At 56.2% G+C, this 26,606-nt stretch carries 25 protein-coding genes; 20 read left to right on the top strand and 5 right to left on the bottom strand.

What is annotated here, in order from left to right:
* The first annotated feature begins 180 nt into the window (after positions 1–180).
* Complete coding sequence (gene grcA, locus N5J69_RS05575) at positions 181–564, top strand: autonomous glycyl radical cofactor GrcA (protein ID WP_279768619.1); 384 nt, start codon at positions 181–183, stop codon at positions 562–564.
* Between the two features lie 217 nt (positions 565–781).
* Here grcA and srmB read toward each other — a convergent pair whose 3' ends face one another.
* Positions 782–2,110: an ATP-dependent RNA helicase SrmB gene (gene srmB / locus N5J69_RS05570; RefSeq protein ID WP_279768617.1), complete on the bottom strand. Its 1,329-nt coding sequence runs from the start codon at positions 2,108–2,110 to the stop codon at positions 782–784.
* Between the two features lie 164 nt (positions 2,111–2,274).
* On the opposite strand from srmB, the gene N5J69_RS05565 reads away from it, so the two are divergent.
* Positions 2,275–3,024 (top strand): tRNA1(Val) (adenine(37)-N6)-methyltransferase, encoded by a 750-nt coding sequence (locus N5J69_RS05565; RefSeq protein ID WP_279768615.1) that lies wholly within the window; start codon positions 2,275–2,277, stop codon positions 3,022–3,024.
* Here the strand turns inward: N5J69_RS05565 and nadB are convergent.
* Positions 3,009–4,628, bottom strand: coding sequence for an L-aspartate oxidase (gene nadB, locus N5J69_RS05560; RefSeq protein ID WP_279768728.1), 1,620 nt, complete (start codon positions 4,626–4,628; stop codon positions 3,009–3,011). The genes N5J69_RS05565 and nadB overlap by 16 nt on opposite strands.
* A 414-nt stretch (positions 4,629–5,042) precedes the next feature.
* Between nadB and rpoE the strand changes: the two genes are divergently transcribed.
* From rpoE to acpS, 11 genes are all read left to right on the top strand, one after another.
* Entirely contained in the window at positions 5,043–5,618 is a 576-nt protein-coding gene (gene rpoE / locus N5J69_RS05555) for an RNA polymerase sigma factor RpoE (protein WP_013358764.1), read from the top strand.
* 30 nt (positions 5,619–5,648) lie between these two features.
* A complete protein-coding gene (rseA, locus tag N5J69_RS05550; RefSeq protein ID WP_279768614.1) occupies positions 5,649–6,302 on the top strand; it encodes an anti-sigma-E factor RseA in 654 nt (217 codons plus the stop codon).
* On the top strand, positions 6,302–7,258 hold the full coding sequence (rseB, locus tag N5J69_RS05545) for a sigma-E factor regulatory protein RseB (RefSeq protein ID WP_279768613.1): 957 nt from the start codon (positions 6,302–6,304) through the stop codon (positions 7,256–7,258). The genes rseA and rseB overlap by 1 nt, the downstream gene beginning before the upstream one ends.
* Positions 7,255–7,719, top strand: a complete 465-nt coding sequence (gene rseC, locus N5J69_RS05540; protein WP_279768612.1) for a SoxR-reducing system protein RseC — start codon at positions 7,255–7,257, stop codon at positions 7,717–7,719. Before rseB ends, rseC begins: the two co-directional genes overlap by 4 nt.
* Before the next feature lie 218 nt (positions 7,720–7,937).
* Entirely contained in the window at positions 7,938–9,737 is a 1,800-nt protein-coding gene (gene lepA / locus N5J69_RS05535) for a translation elongation factor 4 (RefSeq protein WP_279768610.1), read from the top strand.
* A 9-nt stretch (positions 9,738–9,746) separates the two neighbouring features.
* Positions 9,747–10,721, top strand: coding sequence for a signal peptidase I (lepB, locus tag N5J69_RS05530; protein WP_279768609.1), 975 nt, complete (start codon positions 9,747–9,749; stop codon positions 10,719–10,721).
* 131 nt (positions 10,722–10,852) lie between these two features.
* Positions 10,853–11,533, top strand: a complete 681-nt coding sequence (gene rnc / locus N5J69_RS05525) for a ribonuclease III (protein ID WP_279768608.1) — start codon at positions 10,853–10,855, stop codon at positions 11,531–11,533.
* Between the two features lie 146 nt (positions 11,534–11,679).
* Positions 11,680–12,585 carry a GTPase Era gene (gene era, locus N5J69_RS05520; protein ID WP_128084399.1) on the top strand — a complete coding sequence of 302 codons (906 nt, stop codon included), beginning with the start codon at positions 11,680–11,682 and terminating at the stop codon, positions 12,583–12,585.
* A 4-nt stretch (positions 12,586–12,589) separates the two neighbouring features.
* On the top strand, positions 12,590–13,318 hold the full coding sequence (recO, locus tag N5J69_RS05515) for a DNA repair protein RecO (RefSeq protein ID WP_279768606.1): 729 nt from the start codon (positions 12,590–12,592) through the stop codon (positions 13,316–13,318).
* Between the two features lie 72 nt (positions 13,319–13,390).
* A complete protein-coding gene (gene pdxJ / locus N5J69_RS05510) occupies positions 13,391–14,122 on the top strand; it encodes a pyridoxine 5'-phosphate synthase (RefSeq protein WP_147789541.1) in 732 nt (243 codons plus the stop codon).
* Positions 14,122–14,502: a holo-ACP synthase gene (gene acpS / locus N5J69_RS05505; protein WP_279768604.1), complete on the top strand. Its 381-nt coding sequence runs from the start codon at positions 14,122–14,124 to the stop codon at positions 14,500–14,502. The genes pdxJ and acpS overlap by 1 nt, the downstream gene beginning before the upstream one ends.
* Here acpS and N5J69_RS05500 read toward each other — a convergent pair.
* Together N5J69_RS05500 and N5J69_RS05495 are read right to left on the bottom strand one after the other, a co-directional pair.
* Positions 14,499–14,747, bottom strand: a complete 249-nt coding sequence (locus tag N5J69_RS05500; RefSeq protein ID WP_033733547.1) for a YfhL family 4Fe-4S dicluster ferredoxin — start codon at positions 14,745–14,747, stop codon at positions 14,499–14,501. The genes acpS and N5J69_RS05500 overlap by 4 nt on opposite strands.
* 55 nt (positions 14,748–14,802) lie before the next feature.
* Positions 14,803–15,642 carry a MurR/RpiR family transcriptional regulator gene (locus N5J69_RS05495; protein ID WP_010257643.1) on the bottom strand — a complete coding sequence of 280 codons (840 nt, stop codon included), beginning with the start codon at positions 15,640–15,642 and terminating at the stop codon, positions 14,803–14,805.
* A gap of 155 nt (positions 15,643–15,797) precedes the next feature.
* Here N5J69_RS05495 and yfhb point away from each other — a divergent pair, with 155 nt between their 5' ends.
* Positions 15,798–16,436 carry a phosphatidylglycerophosphatase C gene (gene yfhb, locus N5J69_RS05490; RefSeq protein ID WP_279768603.1) on the top strand — a complete coding sequence of 213 codons (639 nt, stop codon included), beginning with the start codon at positions 15,798–15,800 and terminating at the stop codon, positions 16,434–16,436.
* A 63-nt stretch (positions 16,437–16,499) separates the two neighbouring features.
* Positions 16,500–16,991 (top strand): tRNA adenosine(34) deaminase TadA, encoded by a 492-nt coding sequence (gene tadA, locus N5J69_RS05485; protein WP_279768601.1) that lies wholly within the window; start codon positions 16,500–16,502, stop codon positions 16,989–16,991.
* Here tadA and mltF read toward each other — a convergent pair.
* Positions 16,988–18,454 (bottom strand): membrane-bound lytic murein transglycosylase MltF, encoded by a 1,467-nt coding sequence (gene mltF / locus N5J69_RS05480; RefSeq protein WP_279768600.1) that lies wholly within the window; start codon positions 18,452–18,454, stop codon positions 16,988–16,990. The two genes, tadA and mltF, sit on opposite strands and share 4 nt — an antisense overlap.
* Positions 18,455–18,721: 267 nt before the next feature.
* Here mltF and purL point away from each other — a divergent pair, with 267 nt between their 5' ends.
* The 5 genes from purL to glrR all read left to right on the top strand — a co-directional run bounded on the left by purL (position 18,722) and on the right by glrR (position 26,605).
* Positions 18,722–22,609, top strand: a complete 3,888-nt coding sequence (purL, locus tag N5J69_RS05475) for a phosphoribosylformylglycinamidine synthase (protein WP_279768599.1) — start codon at positions 18,722–18,724, stop codon at positions 22,607–22,609.
* 83 nt (positions 22,610–22,692) lie between these two features.
* The gene (locus N5J69_RS05470; protein WP_279768597.1) at positions 22,693–22,935 is read left to right on the top strand and encodes a hypothetical protein; all 243 of its coding nucleotides are present in this window, start codon (positions 22,693–22,695) and stop codon (positions 22,933–22,935) included.
* Between the two features lie 236 nt (positions 22,936–23,171).
* Positions 23,172–24,599, top strand: a complete 1,428-nt coding sequence (locus N5J69_RS05465; RefSeq protein WP_279768594.1) for a HAMP domain-containing sensor histidine kinase — start codon at positions 23,172–23,174, stop codon at positions 24,597–24,599.
* Positions 24,600–24,602: 3 nt separating this feature from the next.
* Positions 24,603–25,271, top strand: a complete 669-nt coding sequence (qseG, locus tag N5J69_RS05460; protein WP_279768593.1) for a two-component system QseEF-associated lipoprotein QseG — start codon at positions 24,603–24,605, stop codon at positions 25,269–25,271.
* Positions 25,268–26,605, top strand: a complete 1,338-nt coding sequence (glrR, locus tag N5J69_RS05455; RefSeq protein ID WP_279768726.1) for a two-component system response regulator GlrR — start codon at positions 25,268–25,270, stop codon at positions 26,603–26,605. Before qseG ends, glrR begins: the two co-directional genes overlap by 4 nt.
* Position 26,606: the final 1 nt, after the last annotated feature.

Genomic DNA, 26,606 nt, shown 5'->3' with positions numbered 1-26,606 from the left:
AAATAATTTGAAAATTACACATTATTTTTAAGGCTGAGGCACTTCAGGATCAACGGGTTAGCTGAAAATCGCGCTGAGTGGCTGGTTAATATTGATACAGGTCAAGGCTGCTGTGAATGAACGATGGTATACCGGGGCCTCAAATTTGATTTATTCACGTATTATCCGGGAGACGCAATCATGATCACTGGTATCCAGATCACTCAAACTAACAATTCACAATTACTGAACTCCTTCTGGCTGCTGGATGAAGAGAAAGCTCAGGCGCGTTGCCTGTGTGCAAAAGCGGGCTATGAAGAAGATCAGGTCGTTGCTATCAGCGAACTGGGCGAATTCGCCTGGCGTGAAGTACCGGTTGAAATCAAACCTCAGGTGCGCGTTGAAGGTGGACAGCATCTCAACGTCAATGTGCTGCGTCGCGAAACACTGGAAGATGCGGTTAAACATCCTGAAAACTATCCGCAGCTGACCATTCGTGTTTCGGGTTATGCCGTGCGTTTTAACTCACTGACGCCTGAACAGCAGCGCGATGTGATTGCCCGTACCTTTACCGAAAGTCTTTAAGCGGCCTGAGTTATCAGGTGCTGAAAATTAGTGCAAAGCGCACACAGCAATTTTTATCAGTAAGATGAATGAGATAGGCCGATAACTGCACGTCACACAATGTTGCGTGTTGCGAAGAAAGCGCTCTGGCAGGAAATACACGCTGAAAGCGCCGTTACGGGTTATCAGATAAAAAAAATCGCCTCCTGTGAGGCGATTTTTTTATGCGTGTGATGTTTTATTCCGCATTATCGTTCGCTGGCGTACTGCCGCTTGCCTTACGGCGTTTGCCAACATTTTTGGCATCACGATGGCGTTTTTTCACGCGCGGTTTTTCTTTTTCACTGGCTTTTTTCTCTGCACGCTTCGCAAGCACTTTTTTCGACGGTTTACCCGTTGTTTTAGGACCTGGCGCACGGGTTTCAGGACGCAGTTCATCAATAACGCGTGCTTTGATCGGCTCATTCACATAACGGGTGATTTTGCCCAGCAGGACGAAATCGTGCGCTTCAACCAGTGAGATAGCGATGCCTTTACGGCCCGCACGACCGGTACGGCCGATGCGGTGCAGATAAGTATCGGCGGTGCGCGGCATGTCATAGTTGAAGACGTGACTCACATCTTCAACATCAATGCCACGCGCGGCGATATCGGTGGCAACCAGCACGTTAACGCGTCCTTCACTCAGACGTTTAATCGCTTCATTACGCTTGGCCTGCACCATTTCGCCTTCAAGATAGCTGCTACGAATCCCCGCTTCATGCAACCAGCTCACCAGCTCATGCAGACGTTCACGTTTACGCACGAACACGATGCTGTGCGTCACATCCGGCTGCTTCAGCAGATGGATCAGTAATTTGGTCTTGTGCTCCAGATCATCAGCGCGGTAGTACCACTGCTGGATCTTTTTGCGTTCACGACGGCTTGGATCCGCTTCCAGCTCAACCGGGTCGTTCAGCAGACGCTCGGCGAAGTCGCGGATGTTATCGCCTTCCAGCGTGGCGGAGAACAGCAGGGTTTGCTTGCGCCAGCGCGTTTCAGCCGCGATGGTTTCGATATCCTGAGCAAAGCCCATGTCGAGCATGCGGTCCGCTTCATCCAGCACCAGGGTTTCTACGGCGCGGCAGTCAAAGTTCTCTTCTTTGATGTACTGCAGCAAACGGCCCGTGGTCGCGACCACGATGTCCTGGTTTTCACTGAACACTTCGGCGTGGTTCATGTAAGCCACACCGCCGGTGATCGTGGCGATATCCAGATGGGTATGTTTCGCCAGCTCACGCGCATGATCGGCGACCTGCATTGCCAGTTCGCGGGTCGGGGTCACAATCAGGATGCGTGGCGGCCCGGATTTCTTGCGCGGAAAATCAAGCAGGTGCTGCAGCGCCGGTAACAGATACGCGGCGGTTTTCCCGGTTCCTGTAGGTGCCGAACCCAGAACGTCACGGCCCTCCAGCGCGGGCGGAATTGCAGCAGCCTGGATAACGGTCGGGCGCGTAAAGCCTTTTTCCTGCAACGCTTGTAGCAGGCTTTCGTCGAGTTCGAGTTCGGAAAATGTGGTTACTGTCATGGTCTACCTCAGTTTGGGGCGCTGATTATAGACAGATCAGACTGAATCTTCATCTGTTAATCCGTTTCCGCTGCGCCTGGGGGTCTCTGCCGCGTGAATTCCCACTGTCGCCACGTTACACTCATGCGCTGCCGTGCGGCAGGAAAAAACGATGGTAGTGAACAATGATGCAGGATAAGCCGCGTGAACGGCCTCAGTTAAACAAGAACGGATTTACCTTTAAACAATTTTTTGTCGCCCACGATCGCTGTGCAATGAAAGTGGGTACGGATGCCATTCTGCTTGGTGCCTGGGCACCGGTCGCCGGGGTTAGACGCATTCTGGATATTGGCAGCGGCAGTGGGTTAATCGCGCTGATGCTGGCGCAGCGCACGCCGTCTCAGGTCACGATCGATGCGGTTGAGTCAGAACCTGAAGCCGCACAGCAGGCGCAGGAAAATGTCCAGCTGTCACCGTGGCCTGAACGTATTCAGGTTCATCAGCAGGATATCGCCAGCTGGGCTGAACCGTGCGATAAACGTTACTCCCTGATCGTCAGTAATCCTCCTTATTTTGCGCCTGGCGTAGCCTGCTCTACCACGGCGCGGGACAACGCACGCGCGACGGCTTCGCTCGATCATCCGACGCTGTTACGCTGTGCAGCCGCACTGATTGAAGAAGAGGGGATGTTCTGCGTGGTGCTGCCTGTCGCTATTGGCGAGGCGTTTATCTCCCTGGCGCAGGCTGATGGCTGGCATCTGCGTTTCCGGCTGGACGTGGCGGAATATGCGCATCGTCCGCCGCACCGGGTCGTGCTGGGCCTGTCGCCAGAGGCCGGTGAAACGCTGCTGGAGCGTCTCGCTATCCGTGCGCCAGACACCCGCTATTCCGCTGAGTGGTGTAGTCTGACGCAGGACTTTTATCTCTTCATGTAACCCGGCGGTGTCAGAATGGTTGGCCGCGCTTCTGGCAGTAAGTCCGGATAATCACGGATATAGTGCAGGCCGCGACTCTCTTTTCGCTCCAGCGCACAGCGCACCATCAGGTCAGCGACCTGCACCAGATTCCGCAGCTCCAGCAGGTTGTTGGAGAGGCGGAAATGACGGTAATACTCATCTATTTCCTGCTGAAGCAGACTGATGCGGCGCAATGCCCGTTCCAGCCGTCGGGTGGTGCGGACGATTCCCATGTAATCCCACATAAAAAGACGCAGCTCGTGCCAGTTGTGCTGGATCACCACACGCTCGTCGGCGTCATCAACCTGGCTCTCATCCCATGCGGGCAGCGAAGCGACAGCTTCGATGTCGGGCAGGGTACGAATCAGCGCTTCTGCTGCCGACCAGCCATAGACCAGACACTCCAGCAGCGAATTAGACGCCATGCGATTCGCGCCATGCAGGCCGGTATAACTCACCTCACCAATGGCATAAAGGCCACTGACGTCGGTCTGACCATGCTGATCGACGACGACGCCGCCGCAGGTATAGTGCGCCGCAGGCACGATCGGGATCGGCTCCCGGGTCAGATCAAAGCCAAAGGTCAGCAACTTCTCGTAGATCATCGGGAAGTGTGCGCGCACAAATTCTTCAGGCTGGTGGCTGATATCCAGATACATACAGTCGACACCCAGCCGCTTCATCTCATGGTCGATCGCCCGGGCTACGATATCGCGCGGCGCAAGCTCGGCGCGCTCATCGAAATCGGGCATGAAACGGCTGCCATCGGGACGTAGTAGCCAGGCACCTTCTCCGCGTAACGCTTCGGTTAACAGAAAATTCTGCGCCTGCGGATGAAAGAGGCAGGTCGGATGGAACTGGTTAAATTCGAGATTAGCAACCCGGCAGCCGGCGCGCCACGCCATAGCTATGCCGTCACCGGAGGCGATGTCGGGGTTCGTGGTATATTGATAGACTTTGGCGGCACCGCCTGTTGCTACCACTACGGCCCGCGCCCGACAGGTTTCAACCTGTTCACGATTGCGGTTCCAGATCCACGCACCTACTACCCGGCGTGGGCCTGGCAGGCCGATTTTATCGGAAAGAATCAGATCGACCGCGTTAGTGCGTTCCAGAACCCGGATGTTGGGATGGCTGAGCGCCTGGCTCACCAGCGTTGTTTCTACCGCATGACCAGTGGCATCAGCGCTGTGCAGGATTCGGCGATGACTGTGGCCGCCTTCGCGAGTCAGGTGATAGCGCATGTCACCAGCCGCCTGCGGATCGAGATCAAAGGCGACACCGTTATCAATGAGCCACTGCACGCAATGCCGGGCATTGCTGGCAATAAACGAGACGGCTTCACGGTCACATAATCCCGCTCCGGCAATCAGGGTATCTTCAATGTGTGACTCGATGCTGTCAGTCTCATCAAATACCGCAGCAATACCGCCCTGCGCATAAAGGGTCGACCCTTCATTAATCTGCGCTTTACTGAGAACGGTCACCTGATACTGTTTTGCCAGCCGTAACGCCAGTGACAGGCCCGCCGCACCGCTGCCCACAATCAATACATCACACTGATAATCCGGGTTCGCATTCATCATAATGTTTAATTTACTAAACAAGACCAGCGCTGAGCATAAGCGCAAAGGGGGGTTCTGTGAAGTATTTTAAACATCAGGCGTGCGTGTCTGGCCGGGGATTCTCTAAACTTACCTATAATCAGTGGGTTAAAATGAAGCTGTTTAAGGCGTGGTTTTTTATAACAAACCGATTAAACCTTAAGGATTTAATGATGAAAAAGCTGTTGTCATAGGTTACTCTGCCTGCGATTTACGCTCCTTACACTGAACGAAAACGAACAACCTGTGTAATGTCCATCGGAGCGGTAAAAATTACGGCGGGAAGTGAACTTCGCCCCACATCACAACTCTAAGCGCATGCTTGCTCAGAAACATGAGATGTGCTGGCAGTTACTTTTTGCATATGAAAAATTTGGGGAGACATTACCTCGGATGAGCGAGCAGTTAACGGATCAGGTCCTTGTCGAGCGGGTACAGAAGGGAGATCAAAAAGCGTTCAACTTACTGGTGATTCGTTACCAGCATAAAGTGGCGAGTTTGGTTTCACGCTACGTTCCCTCGGGGGATGTGCCTGATGTAGTACAGGAATCCTTTATTAAAGCGTATCGCGCACTGGACTCTTTCCGGGGCGATAGCGCGTTTTATACCTGGCTGTACCGCATCGCGGTAAACACAGCGAAAAATTATCTGGTTGCTCAGGGGCGTCGTCCGCCATCCAGTGATGTGGATGCAATTGACGCAGAAAATTTCGAAAGTGCGGGTGCATTAAAAGAAATATCGAACCCTGAGAACTTAATGTTGTCTGATGAATTGAAACAAATTGTCTTTCGTACCATCGAGGCGCTACCCGAGGACTTGCGTATGGCAATCACCCTCAGGGAACTGGACGGTCTGAGTTATGAAGAGATCGCCGTCATTATGGATTGCCCGGTAGGCACTGTTCGATCACGTATCTTTCGTGCGCGAGAGGCCATTGATAACAAAGTTCAACCGCTTATCCAACGTTAGTGATAACGGCTACTGGAAGGGTACATAGGCATGCAGAAAGAAAAACTTTCCGCTTTAATGGATGGTGAGACCTTAGATAACGAGCTGTTTTCCGCCTTGTCTAAGGACGCAGAACTACAGAAAAGCTGGGCGAGCTATCATCTTATTCGCGATACCATGCGCGGTGATACAGGCGACGTCCTGCATTTTGATATCTCTGCGCGCGTCGCTGCTGCTATCGAAAAAGAGCCGCTGCGTAAGGTCACTACGCTGATCCCTGAAGCTCAGCCAGAGCCTTCCCGCTGGGAAAAAATGCCATTCTGGAAAAAAGCGCGCCCGTGGGCTGCGCAACTGACTCAGGTCGGTGTGGCTGCCTGTGTGTCACTGGCCGTGATCGTGGGTGTTCAGCACTACAATCAGCCAGAGGGCAGTGCCACGCAGACGTCTGACTCTCCGGTGTTCAATACGCTGCCGATGATGGGTAAAGCCTCACCGGTGAGCCTGGGCGTGCCGTCTGATGCGTTTGACACGAACAGCTCAAATCAGCAGGTTCAGGACCAGCGTCGTCGCGTGAACGCGATGCTTCAGGACTATGAACTGCAACGTCGTCTGCACGCTGATCAGCTGCAATTTGAAACCGATGCGCCAAAACAGGCGCAGGTTAATGTTCCCGGAAACCAGTCATTAGGACAGCAGCAGCAGTAATGAAGCCGTTTTGGTATGCTGTTAGCCTGCTGACAGGCAGCCTGTTATGGTCATCTGCCACCCCGGCGCAAACTACTGCGTCCGGGGCGCTATTGCAGCAGATGGAGCAGGCAAGTCAGAACCTCAACTACGAATTCGCCTATATCAACGTCTCGCGCATCGGTATTGAATCGCTGCGTTATCGGCACGCGGTGGTCGATAACCGGATATTCGCACAGCTGTTGCAGATGGACGGACCCCGCCGGGAAGTCATTCAGCGCGGTAACGATATCAGCTACTTCGAGCCTGGCCTTGATCCCTTTTCGCTTCCCGGCAATCACATTATCGATGCGTTGCCATCGGTGATTTTTGCTGACTTCACCAAACTCGCCACCGCCTACGATTTTATTACCGTGGGTCGCTCGCGCATTGCCGATCAGATGTGTGATGTCTTGCGCATCGTTTCACGCGATGGCACCCGTTACAGCTATGTGGTCTGGCTGGATGTGGACACTAAGCTGCCGCTGCGTATCGACCTGCTCGATCGTGACGGCGAAACGCTGGAGCAGTTCCGCGTTATCAGCTTTGCGGTAGATGATGGCGTGCGCAATCTGATGCAGGGGCTGGAGAAAGCGAATCTGCCACCGTCGCTTTCCGTTCCGAAAGGGGACGCCGTTACCGTCGCCTGGCAGCCTGGCTGGATACCCGCTGGCATGTCGCTGGTGTCTCAGAATCGCCGCACGCTGCCGGGACTGAACAAAAATATTGAGTCGAAGCTCTACAGCGATGGTCTGTTTAGTTTCGCAATCAACGTGACGCCAGCCGATAAAAGCAGCACAACGCAGACATTGCGCACCGGACGTCGTACGGTCCAGACCGTTGTGCGCAATAATAACGAAATTGCGGTGATCGGCGAATTACCGCCCTCAACCGCAAAACGTATTGCGGACAGCATCGACCTGGGGTCACAAAAATGATGAGAGAATGGGCCACCGTGGTGGCATGGCAGGATGGCATTGCCACACTGCATACCGAAGCAAAAACCTCCTGCAACAGTTGCCAGGCCCGTAAAGGTTGCGGCAGCCATATGCTGAATAAACTCGGTCCGAAGAATGCTCACGTGATGCAGATCGCCAGCAGCAAGCCGCTGCAGCCGGGACAGCGCATTGAGTTAGGCATCAAAGAGAGCAGCCTGCTGGGTTCAGCGCTGCTGGTCTATATGACGCCGCTGTTTGGTCTGTTCGTGGTTGCCGGTCTGTTTCAGGCGCTGTTCAGCAGCGATCTGGCCGCCGCCTGTGGCGCACTGCTGGGTGGCATTGGCGGTTTTATTGTCGCCAAAGGCGTTTCAATGAAATTTGGCGATCGCGACGCCTTTCAGCCGGTCATTCTCAACATCGCTTTACCTCCCGATGCGCTGCGTGTTGAAAGCGAAGCGTAACGTACGTCCAGGCCGCGCATCCCGCGGCCTTTGTCCGCTCTGCCTTGCGCAGATATCTGTTTCGCTTCCACCACGTTCCATTCTTTTATGCGCGGCGTTAACAGTGTAATATGCGTCGTCATTAATGAGGCTGACAGGATTGTGGGTAAAGAGCGATCTTCCTGAATGTGTCTGTGCTCAGATTTTCAACTGAATTTTAAGCGAAGATATCCCTATAAATGAAGCACATAAGAAATTTCTCCATCATCGCTCATATCGACCACGGTAAATCGACGCTCTCTGACCGCCTTATTCAGATCTGCGGTGGCCTTTCTGACCGTGAAATGGCTGCACAGGTTCTTGACTCGATGGATCTGGAGCGCGAGCGTGGCATTACTATCAAAGCACAGAGCGTCACACTCGATTACCACGCGAAAGACGGCGAAACTTACCAGCTCAATTTCATTGATACGCCGGGCCACGTAGACTTCTCTTATGAAGTTTCCCGCTCACTGGCTGCCTGCGAAGGCGCATTGCTGGTGGTGGATGCAGGTCAGGGCGTTGAAGCGCAGACACTGGCGAACTGCTACACCGCGATGGAGATGGATCTGGAAGTAGTGCCGGTTCTGAACAAAATTGACCTGCCAGCCGCCGATCCCGATCGCGCTGCGCAGGAAATTGAAGATATCGTCGGCATTGATGCTGCGGATGCGGTGCGCTGCTCCGCGAAAACCGGCGTTGGCGTACCCGACGTGCTGGAACGTCTGGTGCGTGATATTCCGCCGCCAGAAGGCGACCCGGAAGGTCCGCTGCAGGCGCTGATTATCGACTCCTGGTTTGATAACTACCTGGGCGTCGTCTCGCTGGTGCGTGTAAAAAACGGCACCATGCGCAAAGGTGACAAGATCAAAGTTCTCAGTACCGGCCAGGTGTATAACGCTGACCGCCTGGGTATCTTTACGCCGAAACGTGTTGATCGTAATGAGCTGAACTGCGGTGAAGTTGGCTGGCTGGTCTGCGCCATTAAAGATATCCTCGGCGCACCGGTAGGCGATACCCTGACCACCGCACGTAACCCGGCAGACAAGGCGCTGCCAGGCTTCAAAAAAGTGAAGCCGCAGGTTTACGCCGGTCTGTTCCCTATCAGCTCTGACGACTATGAAGCATTCCGTGATGCGCTCGGTAAGCTGAGCCTGAACGATGCCTCGCTATTCTATGAGCCAGAAAGCTCCACGGCGCTGGGCTTTGGTTTCCGCTGTGGCTTCCTCGGTCTGCTGCACATGGAGATTATTCAGGAGCGTCTGGAGCGTGAATACGATCTCGATCTGATCACGACCGCTCCGACGGTAGTGTATGAGGTCGTGACCACCGGCGGCGACATTGTTCACGTCGACAGCCCATCCAAGCTGCCGCCGCTGAACAATATCGAAGAGCTGCGTGAGCCGATTGCAGAATGTCATATGCTGCTGCCGCAGGAGTACCTGGGCAACGTCATCACGCTCTGTATTGAGAAGCGTGGCGTGCAGACGAACATGGTTTACCACGGCAATCAGGTTGCACTGACGTATGAAATTCCGATGGCTGAAGTGGTCCTGGACTTCTTTGACCGTCTGAAATCCACCTCACGCGGTTATGCCTCGCTGGATTACAACTTTAAACGTTTCCAGCCATCAGACATGGTGCGCGTTGACGTACTGATTAACTCTGAGCGTGTGGATGCGCTGGCGCTGATCACGCACCGCGACAACGCGCCTTATCGCGGACGCGATCTGGTTGAGAAAATGAAAGATCTCATCCCGCGTCAGCAGTTCGATATTGCGATTCAGGCCGCCATCGGCAACCACATTATTGCGCGCTCAACCGTTAAACAGCTGCGTAAAAACGTTCTTGCCAAGTGCTATGGCGGCGACGTCAGCCGTAAGAAGAAACTGTTGCAGAAACAGAAAGATGGTAAGAAGCGTATGAAGCAGGTTGGTAACGTTGAGCTGCCACAGGAAGCGTTCCTCGCCATTCTGCATGTCGGTAAGGACAGCAAATAAGGATTTCCAATGGCTAATATGTTCGCCCTGATTCTGGCGATAGCGACGCTGGTTACTGGCATCGTCTGGGTAATTGATCGTTTTAAATGGGCACCTGAACGCCGTGCGAAACAGGCTGCGGCGCAGGCTCAGACCGGCAACGCACTTGACAGCAAAACGCTGGCGAAGGTCTCTTCACAGCCGGGCTGGGTTGAAACGACCGCATCCGTATTCCCGGTGCTGGCCGTGGTGTTCATCGTGCGTTCGTTTATTTACGAACCGTTCCAGATTCCCTCTGGCTCGATGATGCCAACGCTGCTGATTGGCGACTTTATCCTGGTGGAGAAATTCGCTTACGGCATCAAAGATCCGATCACCCAGACGACGCTGATCCCAACCGGTCAGCCGAAGCGCGGCGACATTGCGGTATTTAAATACCCGAAAGATCCGAGCCTTGACTACATTAAGCGCGTTATTGGCCTGCCTGGCGACAAAGTCATCTATGATCCTTACAGCAAAACGCTGACGGTGAAGCCGACCTGTGCCGATGATAAAGCCTGTGACACAGCGTTAGCGGTGACGTATACCGACGTTGAGCCAAGCAACTTTATTCAGACGTTTAGCGGCTTTGATGGTAACGAAACCGGCAACGGTTTTTATCAGGTGCCGCAGGGCGACACCCTGCGCGGCGGTCTGCGTCTGGGAACCCGTAAAGAGACGATTGGTAACGTGACGCATGACATTCTGCTGGTTAACGAAGCGCAGAGTCAGGCAGGCATGTATTATCAGCAGCCGGGTCAGCCACAGGCGAGCTGGGTGGTGCCGAAGGGGCAATACTTCATGATGGGCGATAACCGTGATAACAGCGCCGACAGCCGCTACTGGGGCTTTGTCCCGGAGCGTAATCTGGTCGGTAAAGCGGTCGCTATCTGGATGAGCTTTGAGAAACAAGAAGGTCAGTGGCCGACCGGCGTGCGATTCAGTCGCATCGGCGGAATCCACTAATAAGGTTGTCTGATCAACAGGCAAATCGGGTGGCCTCCTCAGGGAGGCCACTGCACACCAAACGGAACGTGTTGGATTGCCAGCCCCGTTTGGTATGCAGAGTCACAGACGCAACAAAGAACTGGAATCGCATGAACCCCATCCTGATTAACAAGCTTCAGCGCAAACTGGGCTACACTTTTACTCATTCGGAACTGTTACAGCAGGCCCTGACTCACCGCAGCGCCAGCAGTAAGCACAACGAGCGCCTGGAATTTCTGGGCGATTCTATTCTTAGCTATGTGATTGCGAATGCTCTTTATCACCGCTTCCCGCGGGTCGATGAAGGTGACATGAGCCGCATGCGTGCCACGCTGGTGCGTGGTAATACACTGGCTGAAATGGCACGCGAATTTGATCTTGGCGAGTGTCTGCGCTTAGGTCCGGGTGAGCTGAAAAGCGGCGGTTTCCGTCGCGAATCGATTCTGGCGGACACGGTAGAAGCGCTGATTGGCGGTATCTTCCTCGACAGCAGCATCGGGCGGGTAGAGCAGCTGATCCTCGACTGGTATCAGACCCGCCTGGACGAAATCAGTCCTGGCGATAAACAGAAAGATCCAAAAACGCGCCTGCAGGAGTATCTGCAGGGACGTCATCTGCCACTGCCAAGTTATCTGGTCGTGCAGGTGCGTGGCGAAGCCCACGATCAGGAATTCACCATTCACTGTCAGGTGAGTGGCATGGCCGAGCCGGTCGTCGGCGTCGGCTCCAGCCGTCGTAAAGCGGAGCAGGCAGCGGCTGAACAGGCACTGATAAAATTAGGTCTCGAATAGGTCTGTCGGGGTAACAGGGCCGGAACCGGCACCGAATCAATACCCCTTTGACAGGGCTATCCCGGCGTCAGAAGACGCTGAATGACACATGACTCAAATAGCACTCTTTCAGCGCCGCACCAGGCGCTGAACAATTCAGGACTCGAATGAGCGAAAACGTTACTTATTGCGGCTTTGTCGCGATTGTTGGCCGACCAAACGTCGGTAAATCCACCTTACTGAACCAGTTGCTGGGGCAGAAGGTGTCGATCACCTCGCGTAAGCCGCAAACCACGCGCCACCGCATCATGGGCATTCATACTGAGGGCGACTATCAGGCGATTTACGTCGATACCCCCGGTCTGCACATGGAAGAGAAGCGCGCCATTAACCGTCTGATGAACCGCGCAGCCAGCAGTTCCATTGGCGACGTAGAGCTGGTGATCTTCGTGGTTGAAGGCACGCGCTGGACGCCAGATGATGAGATGGTGTTAAACAAACTGCGCGACAACAAAGTGCCGGTTGTGCTGGCTGTCAATAAAGTCGATAACATCCAGGATAAAACCATCCTGCTGCCGCACCTGCAGTTCCTGAGCCAGCAGATGAACTTCCTCGATATCGTGCCAATCTCAGCGGAGAGCGGCAAAAACGTCGACACCATTGCGGCGATCACCCGCAAGCATCTGCCGCAGGCCGATCATCACTTCCCGGAAGATTACATCACCGACCGCTCACAGCGTTTCATGGCCTCAGAGATGATCCGTGAAAAACTGATGCGTTTCCTGGGGGCGGAACTGCCTTATTCAGTGACGGTGGAGATCGAACGCTTCGTGACTAACGAACGCGGCGGTTATGACATTCATGGTCTGATTCTGGTTGAGCGCGAAGGGCAGAAGAAAATGGTGATTGGCAACAAAGGGGCCAAAATCAAAGTCATCGGAACAGAAGCGCGCAGGGACATGGAAGAGATGTTCGAAGCGAAAGTGCATCTCGAACTGTGGGTGAAAGTGAAATCCGGCTGGGCAGATGACGAACGAGCGCTGCGCAGCCTGGGTTATACAGACGATCTCTGATTCAATGGAAGGCTGGCAACGCGCCTTTGTGCTGCATAGTCGTCCCTTCAGCGAAACCAGTCTGCTGCTCGACCTGTTCAGCGAAAACGAAGGGCGGGTGCGGGTGCTGGCTAAGGGCGCACGCTCACGGCGCTCGCAGCTGAAAGGCGCGTTACAGCCTTTTACTCCCTTGCTGGTTCGCTGGAGCGGGCGCGGGGAAGTTAAAACCCTGCGCAATGCCGAAGCGGTGTCGCTGGCCTTACCGCTCAGCGGCATGACGCTCTACTGCGGTCTCTATGTCAATGAGCTGGTTTCTCGCGTCCTGCAGCCGGAATCTCCCTTCCAGGAACTCTTCTTCGATTATCTCAATTGCCTTCAGGCATTAGCCTCAACGCACGGTAAGCCGGAACCGGCACTGCGCCGTTTTGAACTGGCGCTGCTCGGTCACCTGGGTTACGGCGTCGATTTCCGGCATTGCGCGGGCAGCGGCGAGCCGGTCAGCGACGACATGACGTACAGCTATCGCGAAGAGCGCGGCTTTATCGCCAGTCTGGTGGTCAACCAGCGCAGCTTTACCGGTCGCCAGTTGCACGCCCTGTGTGAACGCGAGTTCCCCGATGCCGACACCCTGCGGGCTGCTAAGCGGTTTACCCGCATGGCGCTGAAGCCCTATCTTGGCGGCAAGCCGCTGAAAAGTCAGGAGCTGTTCCGCCAGTTTATCCCTAAGAAAAAGCCTGAACAGGCAGATGAATAGCGCGGGTCGTACCGGCAGTTTATATTTGCGCGGTACACTCAACATCACGATGGAAAAGAAGTGAGGATGGTCATGGCTGAGTTGCTGTTAGGCGTCAATATCGATCACATTGCCACGGTGCGTAACGCGCGTGGGACAAACTATCCCGACCCGGTGCAGGCGGCGTTTATTGCCGAGCAGGCGGGCGCAGACGGCATTACCGTACACCTGCGTGAAGATCGCCGTCACATCACGGACCGCGACGTGCGCATACTGCGTGACACCATCCAGACGCGCATGAATCTGGAGATGGCGGTCACCGATGAGATGATCGGCATCGCTTGTGATATCCAGCCCCATTTCTGCTGCCTGGTGCCGGAAAAGCGTCAGGAAGTGACCACGGAAGGCGGACTGGATGTGGCGGGGCAGCAGGAGAAGATGAATGCGGCGGTGCGACTGCTGAGTGACGCGGGCATTCTGGTTTCACTGTTTATTGATGCTGACCACCGCCAGATCGAAGCGGCCGTTGCCACGGGCGCGCCTTACATTGAAATTCACACCGGGGCTTATGCCGAAGCGCCGGAGGGAAGGGCACGTGATGCGGAGCTGGCCCGCATTCGTCATGCCGCGACCTTTGCTGCCAGCCTGGGGCTGAAGGTCAACGCCGGTCACGGTCTCACCTACCACAACGTTCTCCCCATTGCGGCGCTGCCGGAAATGCATGAGCTGAACATCGGCCATGCCATTATCGGGCGTGCAGTAATGAGTGGCTTACCGGATGCGGTTAAAGAGATGAAGCAACTGCTGCGTGAAGCCCGCCGCTGATGGCTATTCTGGGACTGGGCAGTGACATCGTTGAGATTGAACGCATCGCCGGGGTGTTAGCGCGCTCCGGCGACCGCCTGGCGCGTCGTGTTCTGAGTGAGGCCGAATGGCAGCAGTATCAGGCGCATAACCAGCCGGTGCGCTTTCTCGCTAAGCGGTTTGCGGTCAAAGAGGCGGCAGCAAAAGCCTTTGGCACCGGCATTCGCGGTGGTCTGGCGTTTAATCAGTTTGAAGTTTACAACGATGCGCTGGGAAAACCGGGGTTACGCTTCTTTCAGCAGGCGGCTGACGTGGCAGAGAAGCTGGGCGTTAACCACGTTCACGTGACGCTGGCCGACGAACGTCATTACGCCTGCGCCACGGTGATCATTGAAAGCTAGCCGTGCAGCAGCACGAACTTATCCCACAGCGCATCGCGTGATTCGGTGTGCTGTGGGTCAGTGATGATAGTGTTGTCGATGGGGCAGACCCGCTGACAGGTGGGCGCTTCATAATGCCCGACGCATTCCGTACAGCGACTGACATCAATCTCATAGATGGCATCGCCCAGTGAAATGGCCTGATTGGGGCACTCCGGTTCACACATATCGCAGTTAATGCATCTGGACGTAATCAACAGCGCCATTTTTCCCACCTGATAACAACAGAAAAAGCGCGGGTATTATACGCGCTGTTGCTGATCAGACCAGCTTTTTCACCAGCGCTTCGCTGTGACGAATATGGCTGGACGCACGTTCCGGATCGTTTTGTACCAGCGCCATAAACAGCAGATCGGTCAGTGCCAGCTGGGCTGTGGTTGAAGAGATGGCGGCGCTGCGGGTACTCTGCTCTTCCGCAACGGTATACAGACAGTAGCTGGCGCTCTGCTGCAGGGTGTTCGGCGTAAAGCCGGTAAACGCCACCACATCGGCACCCACCTGAACGGCTTCCTGCGCCGCCAGATTGATCTCACGCCGCTCCCCGGTGTACGAGATGGCGAGCAGCACATCGCCCGGCCCCATCGCCTGGACGCTGGCCAGCAGGGCGTGCATGTCCTGTTCCGCCACGGCATTAATGCCAATTTTCATCAGCTTCCAGGAGAAGTCCTTTGCCACCAGACCCGATGCGCCGATGCCGACCAGTAAAATGCGCCGGGCATTTTTCAGCAGCTGTAACACGTCGTTGAGCTTCTCTTCGCTATTAATATCCAGCGTGGCGCGAATCGCCGAGAGCTTCTCTGTCAGCAGCTTCTCGCCCACCATTTTAAGCGGGTCGTCGCTGAGAATATGGTTATGCACGGTAATGGCATCCTTGTCTGCCAGTGACTCACTCAGGGCGAGCTTCAGCGCCGGAAAACCTTTGTATCCCAGCTTCTGAGCAAATTTCACCACGCTCGACTGGCTGACGCCGGACTCTTCTGCCAGTTTCTGTGAACTCAGATGGCGTGCCCGATCGGGTTGCGACAGTAAAAAATCTGCCAGCCGGCGCTCGTTCAATGCCAGACGTGGATAAAGCTGGCGAATGCGCAGCAATGAACTCATGCCCAATCCTCATAATTCAGGGATAATCAGTGAAGAATAAACTATTCATCGGGCATTGTAGTCATCGGAATTAAAAATGACCGCCATCGCCGTACCGCCTGATGATGGCTACACTACTCTTTATCATCTCAGAATCAGCCGTAAAGGAGAGTTGTTTGACCAGGGGAACACAACGTCGCATCGTATTTTTTGACCTGGATGGCACTTTGCATCAGCAGGACATGTTCGGCACATTCATGCGCTATCTGCTGCGTCGCCGCCCGCTCAATCTGCTGCTGGTGGTGCCCTTACTGCCGGTGGTGGGTATCGGCCTGCTCTTTAAAGGCCGGGCGGCACGCTGGCCCATGAGCCTGCTGCTCTGGTCAATTACCTTTGGCCGCTCTGAGCAGACATTGCTGCGGCTCGAAGCGGAATTTTCGCAGTGGTTTCGCCTGCGCGTAACCGCCTTTCCGGTGGTGCAGCAGCGCCTGACGGACTACCTTGGCAGTGATGATGCGGACGTCTGGCTCATCACCGGATCGCCACAGTCACTGGTGGAGCAGGTCTATTACGACTCCGCGTTTCTGCCACGCGTAAAACTGATTGCCAGTCAGATGCAGCGTGGCTGGGGGGGACGGGTACTGGCGATGCGCTGCCTCGGCCATGAGAAAGTGGCACAGCTGGAGGAGAAAATTGGCACGCCGTTACAGCTCTACAGTGGTTACAGCGACAGCAAACAGGACAACCCGCTGCTGTTCTTCTGTCAGCATCGCTGGCGTGTGACCCCGGCGGGTGAACTGCAACAGCTGGAATAAGCGTCGACACGCTCACAGAGATCGCTATAATGCGCCGCTTTTCAGTCGCCCGGAGTGGTCAGCGTGAAACAACAAGACGAATACTGGATGCGCCATGCGCTTAGCCTGGCGCGCCGTGCCTGGGAGCAGGACGAAGTGCCGGTGGGTGCGGTGCTGGTTCAGGGTGACCGGGTGATTGGTGAAGGCTGGAACCGGCCCATTGGCCAGCATGACCCGACGGCGCACGCCGAGATCATGGCTCTGCGGCAGGGCGGCAAAGTGCTGGAAAATTACCGCCTGCTGGATACCACGCTCTACGTCACGCTGGAGCCGTGCGTGATGTGTGCCGGTGCTATGGTTCACAGCCGCATTACCCGGCTGGTCTATGGTGCGCATGACAGTAAGAGTGGGGCGGCGGGATCGCTGCTGGATGTGCTGGGCCATCCAGGCATGAATCATCAGGTTGAACTGCACAGCGGCGTGCTGGCTGAAGAGTGTGCCGCCATGCTGAGCGACTTCTTCCGTCTGCGTCGCGAGCAGAAAAAAGCGCTGCGTCAGGCGCAACGCCAGGGTTAGTTCATGGCGATCTTCGGTTCGACCACCGGATAGCCTTTGGCCAGTTCCGCCCCGGCTGCTGCTTCCGCCGCCTGACGTGCCAGGCGCTTCTCCTGCTCCTGCAGATAGCCTACCAGGCTTATCTGATACTTGCGGATGTTCTCCACGTAATTATAAGCCTCATGTCCGCGCGCATAGCCGTAGGTCGTCTGGGCGTAATAGCGTTTCTGGCTCAGCATCGGCAGACGCAGCTTCACATCCGCCCAGCTGTCAGGATTACCGCCCTGGCGTGCCGTCAGCTTACGCACGTCGAGCATATGGGCATAACCCATGTTATAAGCCGCCAGCGCAAACCAGATGCGCTCATCTTCCGGGATGGTCTGCGGTACCTTCGCCATCATATCCTGCAGATACTGACTGCCGCCGCGAATGCTTTGTTCGGGATCGGTGCGGTCGCCCACATCCAGGCTTTCAGCGGTGTTACGCGTCAGCATCATCATGCCGCGCACGCCGGTCGGGGAGGTAGCCTGCGGATTCCAGTGCGACTCCTGATAGGAGATGGCCGCCAGCAGCCGCCAGTCAATGCTGGTGGCGTACTTCTCAAACAGCGGCCTGATGTCGGGCAGCGTACTGTCGATGGCGCGCAGGAAAGTGCGGGTATCCACATAATCAAAGGTGCCGACGTGACCGAGATACTTCTCCTCCAGCCGCGCCATCGCCCCTTCTTCACCCATACCATTAAAGAAGTCGAGCATCGCCGCATTCAGGCTGTCGTCACCGCTGTGTCGCACATACCAGGTTACCGGCTCTTCATCAGTAACATCGAACGCCACCGCCAGCTGCGGATAGATGCGCTGCAACAGGGCGATGGTCACCGAGTCACCAATGGTGTAGTCGAGCTTGCCGTCGGCCACCGCTTCCAGCAGGGCTTTAGGACTTTGATCAGTGGAGATCGCCCAGTCCAGATCGGGGAACTGATTTGAACGTGCGTTCTTCAGCGTTGACAGATAGGCCGATCCTGACGCAACCGTCAGCCGCCCCTTTAAGTCACCGAGGTTTTTAGGGCGCGGCTTATCCACGCGATAGACCAGCTGCTGCGAAACGTTGTAGTAGCCTGGCCCGGTCCGATAGCGCGTCAGGCGTTCATTGTTGTAGTTCAGGCCAGCGGCCAGCAAATCGGCTTTGCCCTCATCCAGGTCATCAAACAGATCGCTCAGGTTAGGACGAACCGTCACCTTAAGTTTGACGCCCAGATAATCGGCGAAGCGTTTTGCCAGCTCATAATCCATACCGGCCGGTAACTGGTTAACTGTGTAGTAAGTCAGGGGAGAGCTGATGGTACTGACCCGCAGCACTCCCCGTGATTTAATCTGTGAAATCCTGTCCTGCCCACCCCCATACCAGGGAATGGATGGCCACAGCGCTAACGCTAACAGCACGGCAACCAGACCGATAAACAGATAATTAAATTTTAGGCGTTTCAAATAGTTATCTCTCGCTGGCTCTAAGGCCTCTGTCTTTTAAAGGCAGTATTTATCTTCTTTGAACTCCCAGAGCGAGGGGCATTTTGCGCAACAAAATCACACTGAGCAACTTTTATAGCAGCTTTTGCGCAAAATTCAGGCAAATCCGGGTCGCCAAAAATTGTGCGCAAACGGTTTCGTCGCGAGGTCGCTTTCTCTATAATACGCCCCGTTTTCCCTGTTGCGCCCAATCAAGCGTCGCCCGGCGCCCTGACGAGAGACTTATTAATGGAAATTCTGCGTGGTTCGCCCGCCCTGTCGGCATTTCGTGTAAACAAACTGCTGACCCGCTTTCAGGACGCTCATCTGCCGGTGAGTGATATTTACGCTGAGTACATCCATTTTGCTGATGTCAGTACGCCCTTAACCACTGACGAACAGAGCCGCCTGCAACGCCTGCTGAAGTATGGTCCCTCTCTCGCTGAACATGCCCCACAGGGTCGTCTGCTGCTGGTAACGCCACGTCCCGGCACAATTTCACCCTGGTCATCCAAAGCCACTGACATAGCCCACAACTGCGGTCTGCCGCAGGTACGTCGCCTGGAACGCGGTCTGGCCTTTTATGTGCAGGCTCCGCAGCTGACGGAAGCACAGTGGCAAACGCTGGGCACGCTGCTGCACGATCGGATGATGGAAACGGTATTCAGCGATCTGGCGCAGGCTGAGCAGCTGTTTGCGCACCACACGCCGCAGCCGGTGAAGAGTGTCGATCTGCTGGGTGAGGGCCGTCAGGCACTGGTTCAGGCAAATACCGCGCTGGGTCTGGCACTGGCGGACGATGAAATCGACTACCTGGTGGCGGCATTTACCGCGCTGGGCCGCAATCCTAACGACATTGAGCTCTATATGTTTGCGCAGGCGAACTCTGAGCACTGTCGTCACAAGATCTTCAACGCCGACTGGATTATCGACGGCGAGAAACAGCCAAAATCGCTGTTTAAGATGATCAAAAACACCATGGAGCAGACGCCGGACTTCGTGCTGTCTGCTTACAAAGATAACGCCGCTGTAATGGAAGGATCAGAAGTGGGTCGCTTCTTTGCCGATGCCGGCGAGAGCGAATACCGCTGGCACCAGGAAGCCGCGCACATCCTGATGAAGGTGGAAACCCACAACCACCCAACGGCCATCTCACCGTGGCCAGGTGCGGCCACCGGTTCCGGTGGTGAAATCCGTGATGAAGGCGCAACCGGACGCGGCTCCAAGCCAAAAGCGGGCCTGGTCGGTTTCTCCGTCTCTAACCTGCGTATCCCTGGCTTTGAACAGCCGTGGGAAGAAGATTTCGGCAAACCGGCACGCATCGTCAGCGCGCTGGAGATCATGACCGACGGTCCACTGGGCGGCGCGGCGTTTAACAATGAATTTGGTCGTCCGGCACTGAATGGCTACTTCCGTACCTATGAAGAGCAGGTCACCAGCCACAACGGCACCGAACTGCGCGGCTATCACAAGCCGATTATGCTGGCGGGCGGCATCGGTAACATCCGGGCCGATCACGTACAGAAAGGCGAAATTACCGTGGGTGCTAAGCTGGTGGTGCTGGGTGGACCGGCCATGAACATCGGCCTGGGCGGCGGTGCGGCATCCTCAATGGCCTCGGGTCAGTCTGATGCCGATCTCGACTTCGCCTCCGTTCAGCGTGACAACCCGGAGATGGAACGCCGTTGCCAGGAAGTAATCGACCGCTGCTGGCAACTGGGGGATGAGAACCCGATTCTGTTTATCCACGACGTGGGCGCAGGTGGCCTTTCTAATGCGATGCCAGAGCTGGTCAGCGACGGCGGTCGTGGCGGCCGGTTCAACCTGCGTGACATCTTAAGTGATGAGCCTGGCATGAGCCCGCTGGAGGTCTGGTGCAACGAATCACAGGAACGTTATGTGATGGCCGTCGCCCCCGATCAACTGGCGCAGTTTGAGGCGATCTGCCAGCGCGAACGCGCACCGTTTGCGGTAATTGGTGAAGCGACCGAAGAGCTGCATCTGAGCCTGGAAGACAGCCATTTCGCTAACAAGCCTATCGACATGCCGCTTGACGTGCTGCTGGGCAAAACGCCGAAGATGACGCGGGATGTGGTTACGCAGCAGGTGCAGGGCACTGAACTGCAGCGTGATGGCATTACGCTGGTCGATGCAGTGAATCGCGTCCTGCATCTGCCTGCCGTGGCGGAAAAAACCTTCCTGATTACCATCGGTGACCGCAGCGTGACCGGTATGGTGGCGCGCGATCAGATGGTAGGACCGTGGCAGATCCCGGTAGCCAACTGTGCGGTGACCACCGCCAGCCTTGACAGCTACCACGGCGAAGCCTTTGCCCTGGGCGAACGTTCACCGGTTGCGCTGCTGGACTTCGCGGCGTCCGGTCGTCTGGCCGTGGGTGAGGCACTGACCAACCTGGCGGCAACGCAGATTGGTTCGCTGAAGCGTGTGAAGCTCTCCGCAAACTGGATGTCCGCAGCCGGTCATCCGGGTGAAGATGCCGGTTTATATGCGGCGGTGAAAGCGGTCGGTGAGGAGCTGTGCCCGGCGCTGGGGATTACCATCCCGGTCGGCAAAGACTCGATGTCGATGAAAACCCGCTGGCAGGAAGGCACCGAACAGCGCGAGATGACCTCACCGCTGTCGCTGGTGATTACCGCATTTGCCCGCGTCGAAGATGTGCGTCGCACGGTCACGCCACAGCTGCAGGCGGATCTGGATAACCTGCTGCTGCTGATCGACCTGGGCAACGGCGCAAATACGCTGGGCGCAACCGCGCTGTCGCAGGTTTACCGTCAGCTTGGCGACAAACCTGCCGACGTGCGTGATGCCACCCAGCTGGCGGGCTTCTTCAATGCGATTCAGGCGCTGGTGGCTGAGCAGAAACTGCTGGCCTACCACGACCGCTCCGACGGCGGTCTGCTGGTGACGCTGGCTGAGATGGCCTTTGCCGGTCACTGCGGTATCGACGTTGACATCGCCACGCTGGGCGATGATGCACTGGCCGCCCTGTTTACCGAAGAGCTGGGTGCAGTGATCCAGATTAACGCCGCCGATCGCGCCGTGGTTGAGCAGATCCTGGCCGATCACGGCCTGGCCGCTTCGACGCATCTGCTGGGCAGTGCGCAGCCGGGCGATCGCTTTGTCATCCGTGCCGGTGAGAGTGCGGTTTATAGCGAAAGTCGCAACACGCTGCGTACCTGGTGGGCGGAAACGACCTGGCAGATGCAGCGTCTGCGCGACAACCCGGCGTGTGCCGATCAGGAACATGAAGCGAAGAAGAACGACGGCGATCCTGGCCTGAATGTACACCTGACCTTTAACCCGCAGGAAGATGTCGCAGCCCCGATGATCGCCACTGGCGCACGTCCAAGGGTTGCGGTGCTGCGTGAGCAGGGCGTTAACTCGCACGTGGAAATGGCCGCCGCCTTTGATCGGGCTGGCTTCACCGCGATTGATGTTCACATGAGCGATCTGCTGGCCGGACGTCGTGGTCTGGACGAGTTCCAGGCGCTGGTCGCCTGTGGCGGCTTCTCTTATGGCGATGTGCTGGGTGCCGGTGAGGGCTGGGCGAAATCGATTCTGTTCAACCCGCGCGTGCGTGACGAGTTCGAAACCTTCTTCCATCGTCCGCAAACCCTGGCGCTGGGCGTCTGCAACGGTTGCCAGATGATGTCCAATCTGCGTGAACTGATTCCGGGCAGCGATCTCTGGCCGCGCTTTGTGCGTAACCAGTCTGAGCGCTTTGAAGCGCGCTTCAGCCTGGTCGAAGTCGCCGCCAGTCCGTCACTGCTGCTGGACGGGATGGCCGGTTCGCATATGCCTATCGCCGTTTCGCACGGTGAAGGCTTTGTGGAAGTCCGTGATGCGACACACCTGGCGGCGCTGGAGTCGAAAGGGCTGGTGGCACTGCGCTTTGTCGATAACTTTGGCAAGGTCACAGAAACCTATCCGGCTAACCCGAATGGTTCACCTAACGGCATCACCGCCGTGACCAACGAAAGTGGTCGTGTCACCATCATGATGCCGCACCCGGAGCGCGTGTTCCGCACCGTGAGCAACTCCTGGCATCCGGCTGAGTGGGGTGAAGACAGCCCGTGGATGCGTATTTTCCGCAATGCGCGCAGACAGCTGGGTTAATGTAATCCACTGAAATGAACAGGAGGCCAGCGTGCCTCCTGTTCTTTTTTGCGCCGCTGTTGGCAAACGACGACAACCGGTCTGTGGCACTGTCGCTGTATGGCGACATTTATCTCATTGATTTTAAATGTCTGCGCATCAGGATGAATTTATTGTCGCCTTGCGGAGACACTCTGCCCTGGTTTTTGTCAGATTTTTCGCGCCAGTCAGCGGGCCGGTCTGTTCAATCTGCTGAAAAATATAATGATTTATTTTCTGGCATGGAACTTGCTATAATCACGCAGCTGCTCATTCACCTGTTTATGATTGCCCCGCTTAGCGGATAAGAGCTCATAAAGCCCGAATGACGCACCAAACGGAGCCTGCCGTCCACCTGACCGATAATCGCTTGCGTTATCAAACACCGGACGTAACGTTGAGTAAGGCTCCACCCATTTTTACGCGATGCATCACGCGTCGTGTCAGCGGCAGGCCAGTGAGCCTGCCGTTTTCTTTTCTTCCCCTTCCTTCCGCAGACAGAGTCCGTTAGCATCCAGACAGCGAATCTTAAGGAAGCGGCTGCGTGAAAAAATGGCGTTTATTCCCCCGTTCTCTGCGTCAGCTGGTGCTGATGGCGTTTGTGCTGGTGCTGCTGCCCTTGCTGGTACTGGCCTGGCAGGCATGGGAAAGTCTCTCTGCGTTAAGCGAACAGGCTGCGGACACCAACCGCAATACGTTTACCGATGTGCGCAGAAGTGAGGCGATGGCGCGAACGGCGGTTGAGCTGGAGCGTAGCTATCGCCAGTACTGCGTGCTGGATGATGCCTCGCTGGCGCGTCTCTATCAGACTCAGCATACCCGCTACAGCCAGATGCTGAGCTCACACAGCGCCAGTCTTCCCGAACTGCCCGTATTCCAGACCTTACAGGCGACGCTGCCGCTGCTGACGCCATTGAAATGTGACAATGGTAATCCGGTGCCGGTTGCCGCAGAGGCACTGGATCGCTTTTCTGCGACTAACGCGCAGATGGTGCAGGACACGCGTGAGGTGGTGTTTTCGCGCGGTTTACAGCTTCAGCGCGAAATCGCCGATCGCGGCCAGTTTTTCGGCTGGCAGGCATTAATTCTGTTTATCATCAGCCTGGCACTGATGACGCTGTTTACCGGCATGATTATCGGTCCGGTTAAGCGCATTGAACGGATGATCAACCGGCTTGGCGAAGGGCGTGCCCTGGGTAACAGTGTGACATTTCGCGGTCCGCGTGAGTTACGCTCGCTGGGACAGCGCATCGTCTGGCTCAGCGAGCGGCTCGCGTGGCTGGAGTCGCAGCGTCATGAATTTCTGCGCCATCTCTCTCACGAACTGAAAACGCCGCTGGCCAGCCTGCGCGAAGGCACCGACCTGCTGGCAGACGAGGTTGCTGGGTCGCTGAATGCCGATCAAAAAGAGGTGGTTACCATACTCGACAGCAGCAGCCGTCATCTTCAGCGGCTGATTGAACAGCTGCTTGATTACAATCGGAAACTGGCGGATGGCCCAATCGCGCTGGTGCCGGTCAGCGTGGCGGAGATTGTCGAGGGCGTCGTTAATGCCCATGCGCTTTCAGCACGCGCCAAACTGATGCAGACGGTCGTCGACCTTAAGATCAGCCACTGCCTTGCGGAACCGATGCTACTGATGCGGGTGATCGATAACCTCTATTCGAACGCCGTGAACTACGGCAGCGAATCCGGTACCATCTGGCTTCGCAGCGAGCAGCAGGACGATCGGGTCTGGATTGAGGTGGCGAATAGCGGAACGCCTATCCCGCCGGAAGAGCAGTCCATGATTTTCGAACCGTTTTTCCAGGGCAGCCAGCAGCGTAAAGGGCCGGTGAAAGGCAGCGGGCTGGGGCTGAGTATTGCCAAAGATTGCCTGCGCCGGATGCACGGCGACCTGACGCTGGTCTCCTGTGAGCAGGCTGACGTCTGTTTTCGAATTGAACTGAACACCACAGCCGGGAAAGTCTGACCGATGAAATATTTACCGACTTTGCTGCTGAGCACGCTGACTACGCTGCTCCTCAGCGGATGTACGACCTCCCCGGCCACCTCCGCGCTGCCGTCAGGCCATCAGGTGGCGGAACCCGAGGACAGAATTGCGGATTACCTGGCGACCCGCTGCAATGACCTGTGGCCGATAGAAAACAGTGCGGCGCTGGGCAATACCCTTTACTGGATGCGGGCCATCGACTGTGCTGAGCGTCTTTCGCCTGCTGAGGCCCGGGCCGAAGCTCATCGCTGGCCAGCTGAGAACTGGTCGCGCGCCTTTAAACAGGGCGTTCTGATGTCCAACGGCAACGTCACGCCTGTTGAGCGTCGTCGCTATGTGGAAACGCTTGATCGCTACAGCAGCGACTTCCCGCAGTCTGTGCGCCCGCTGATTCAGCTGTGGCGCAGCAATCAGACCGCACAGCTCGACCTCAGTGAAGCGCGCACCCGTTATGCTCATCTGCAGCAGAGCAGCGATACGCAACTGGAGGCGATACGCCAGCAAATGGTGAAACAGCAGCAGCAGCTCAGCGACACGCAGCATAAGCTGGAGCGGCTGACAGACATTGAGCGCCAGCTTTCATCACGCAAAGCCCCGGATGTTTCTGACAACGGACACGGCACGGCGCTGCCGCAGGATGAGGAGCAATAATGGTCAGACAAGCGGCAAAACTGCTGCTGGTGGATGACGATCCCAGCCTGCTGAAGCTGCTGGGCATGCGTCTTCGCAGCGAAGGGTATCAGGTCACCACCGCAGCGAGCGGACCGGAAGCGTTGCGTCTGTTGCAGAAAGAAAAAATCGAGCTGGTGATCAGCGATCTGCGAATGGATGAGATGGACGGTCTGGCGCTGTTTGGCGAAATTCAGAAACGCCACACGGGTCTGCCGGTGATTATCCTCACGGCGCACGGCTCCATTCCGGACGCGGTTTCTGCCACGCAGCAGGGCGTGTTCAGCTTTCTGACTAAACCGGTAGATAAGGATGCGCTCTACAAAGCGATCGATGAGGCGCTGGCACAGCAGGCACCGGTCAGCGATGACCGCTGGCGCGAAGCGATCGTTACCCGCAGTCCGGTGATGTTACGGCTGCTTGAGCAGGCGCACATGGTGGCGCAGTCGGACGTCAGCGTGCTGATTAACGGTCAGAGCGGCACCGGTAAAGAGATGCTGGCACAGGCGATTCACGCCGCCAGCCCGCGCAACGGCAAGCCGTTTGTTGCCATTAACTGCGGCGCACTGCCGGAGCAGCTGCTGGAATCCGAGCTGTTCGGGCATGCTAAAGGGGCCTTTACCGGCGCAGTGAGTGCCCGCGACGGTTTGTTTAAAACCGCAGGCGGCGGAACGCTGTTCCTGGACGAGATTGGCGATATGCCGCAACCGCTGCAGGTGAAATTATTGCGGGTGCTGCAGGAGCGAAAGGTCAGGCCGCTGGGCAGCGATCATGATATTGAGATCGACGTGCGCATCATTTCAGCGACCCATCGCGACCTGCCAAAAGCGATGGAGAAAAAGGAATTCCGCGAGGATCTCTTCTATCGTCTGAATGTGGTTAACCTGAAAATTCCGGCGCTGCATCAGCGCACCGAAGATATCCCGCTCCTTGCCAATCATCTGCTGCGCCAGGCGGCAGAACGGCACAAACCGCAGATTCGCAGCTTTTCCGTCGATGCGATGAAGCGTCTGATGGCCGCCAGCTGGCCGGGCAATGTGCGTCAGCTGGTTAACGTGATTGAGCAGTGCGTGGCGCTGAGTTCATCGCCGGTCATCAGCGATGCGCTGGTGGAGCAGGCGTTAAGCGGTGAAAACAGCGCGTTGCCGACCTTTGCGGAGGCGCGCAACCAGTTTGAACTGAACTATCTGCGTAAGCTGTTACAGATGACCAAAGGCAACGTGACCAACGCCGCACGTCTGGCCGGGCGCAACCGCACGGAGTTCTATAAGCTGCTGTCTCGTCATGAACTGGACGCCAGTGATTTTAAAGAGTAGC

It is taken from the genome of Pantoea sp. GD03673 (assembly GCF_029844725.1).
Classification (GTDB): Bacteria; Pseudomonadota; Gammaproteobacteria; order Enterobacterales; family Enterobacteriaceae; genus Pantoea.
The sequence above is the reverse complement of the archived record's forward strand: the minus strand, read 5'-3'. Positions and strand labels throughout refer to the sequence as shown.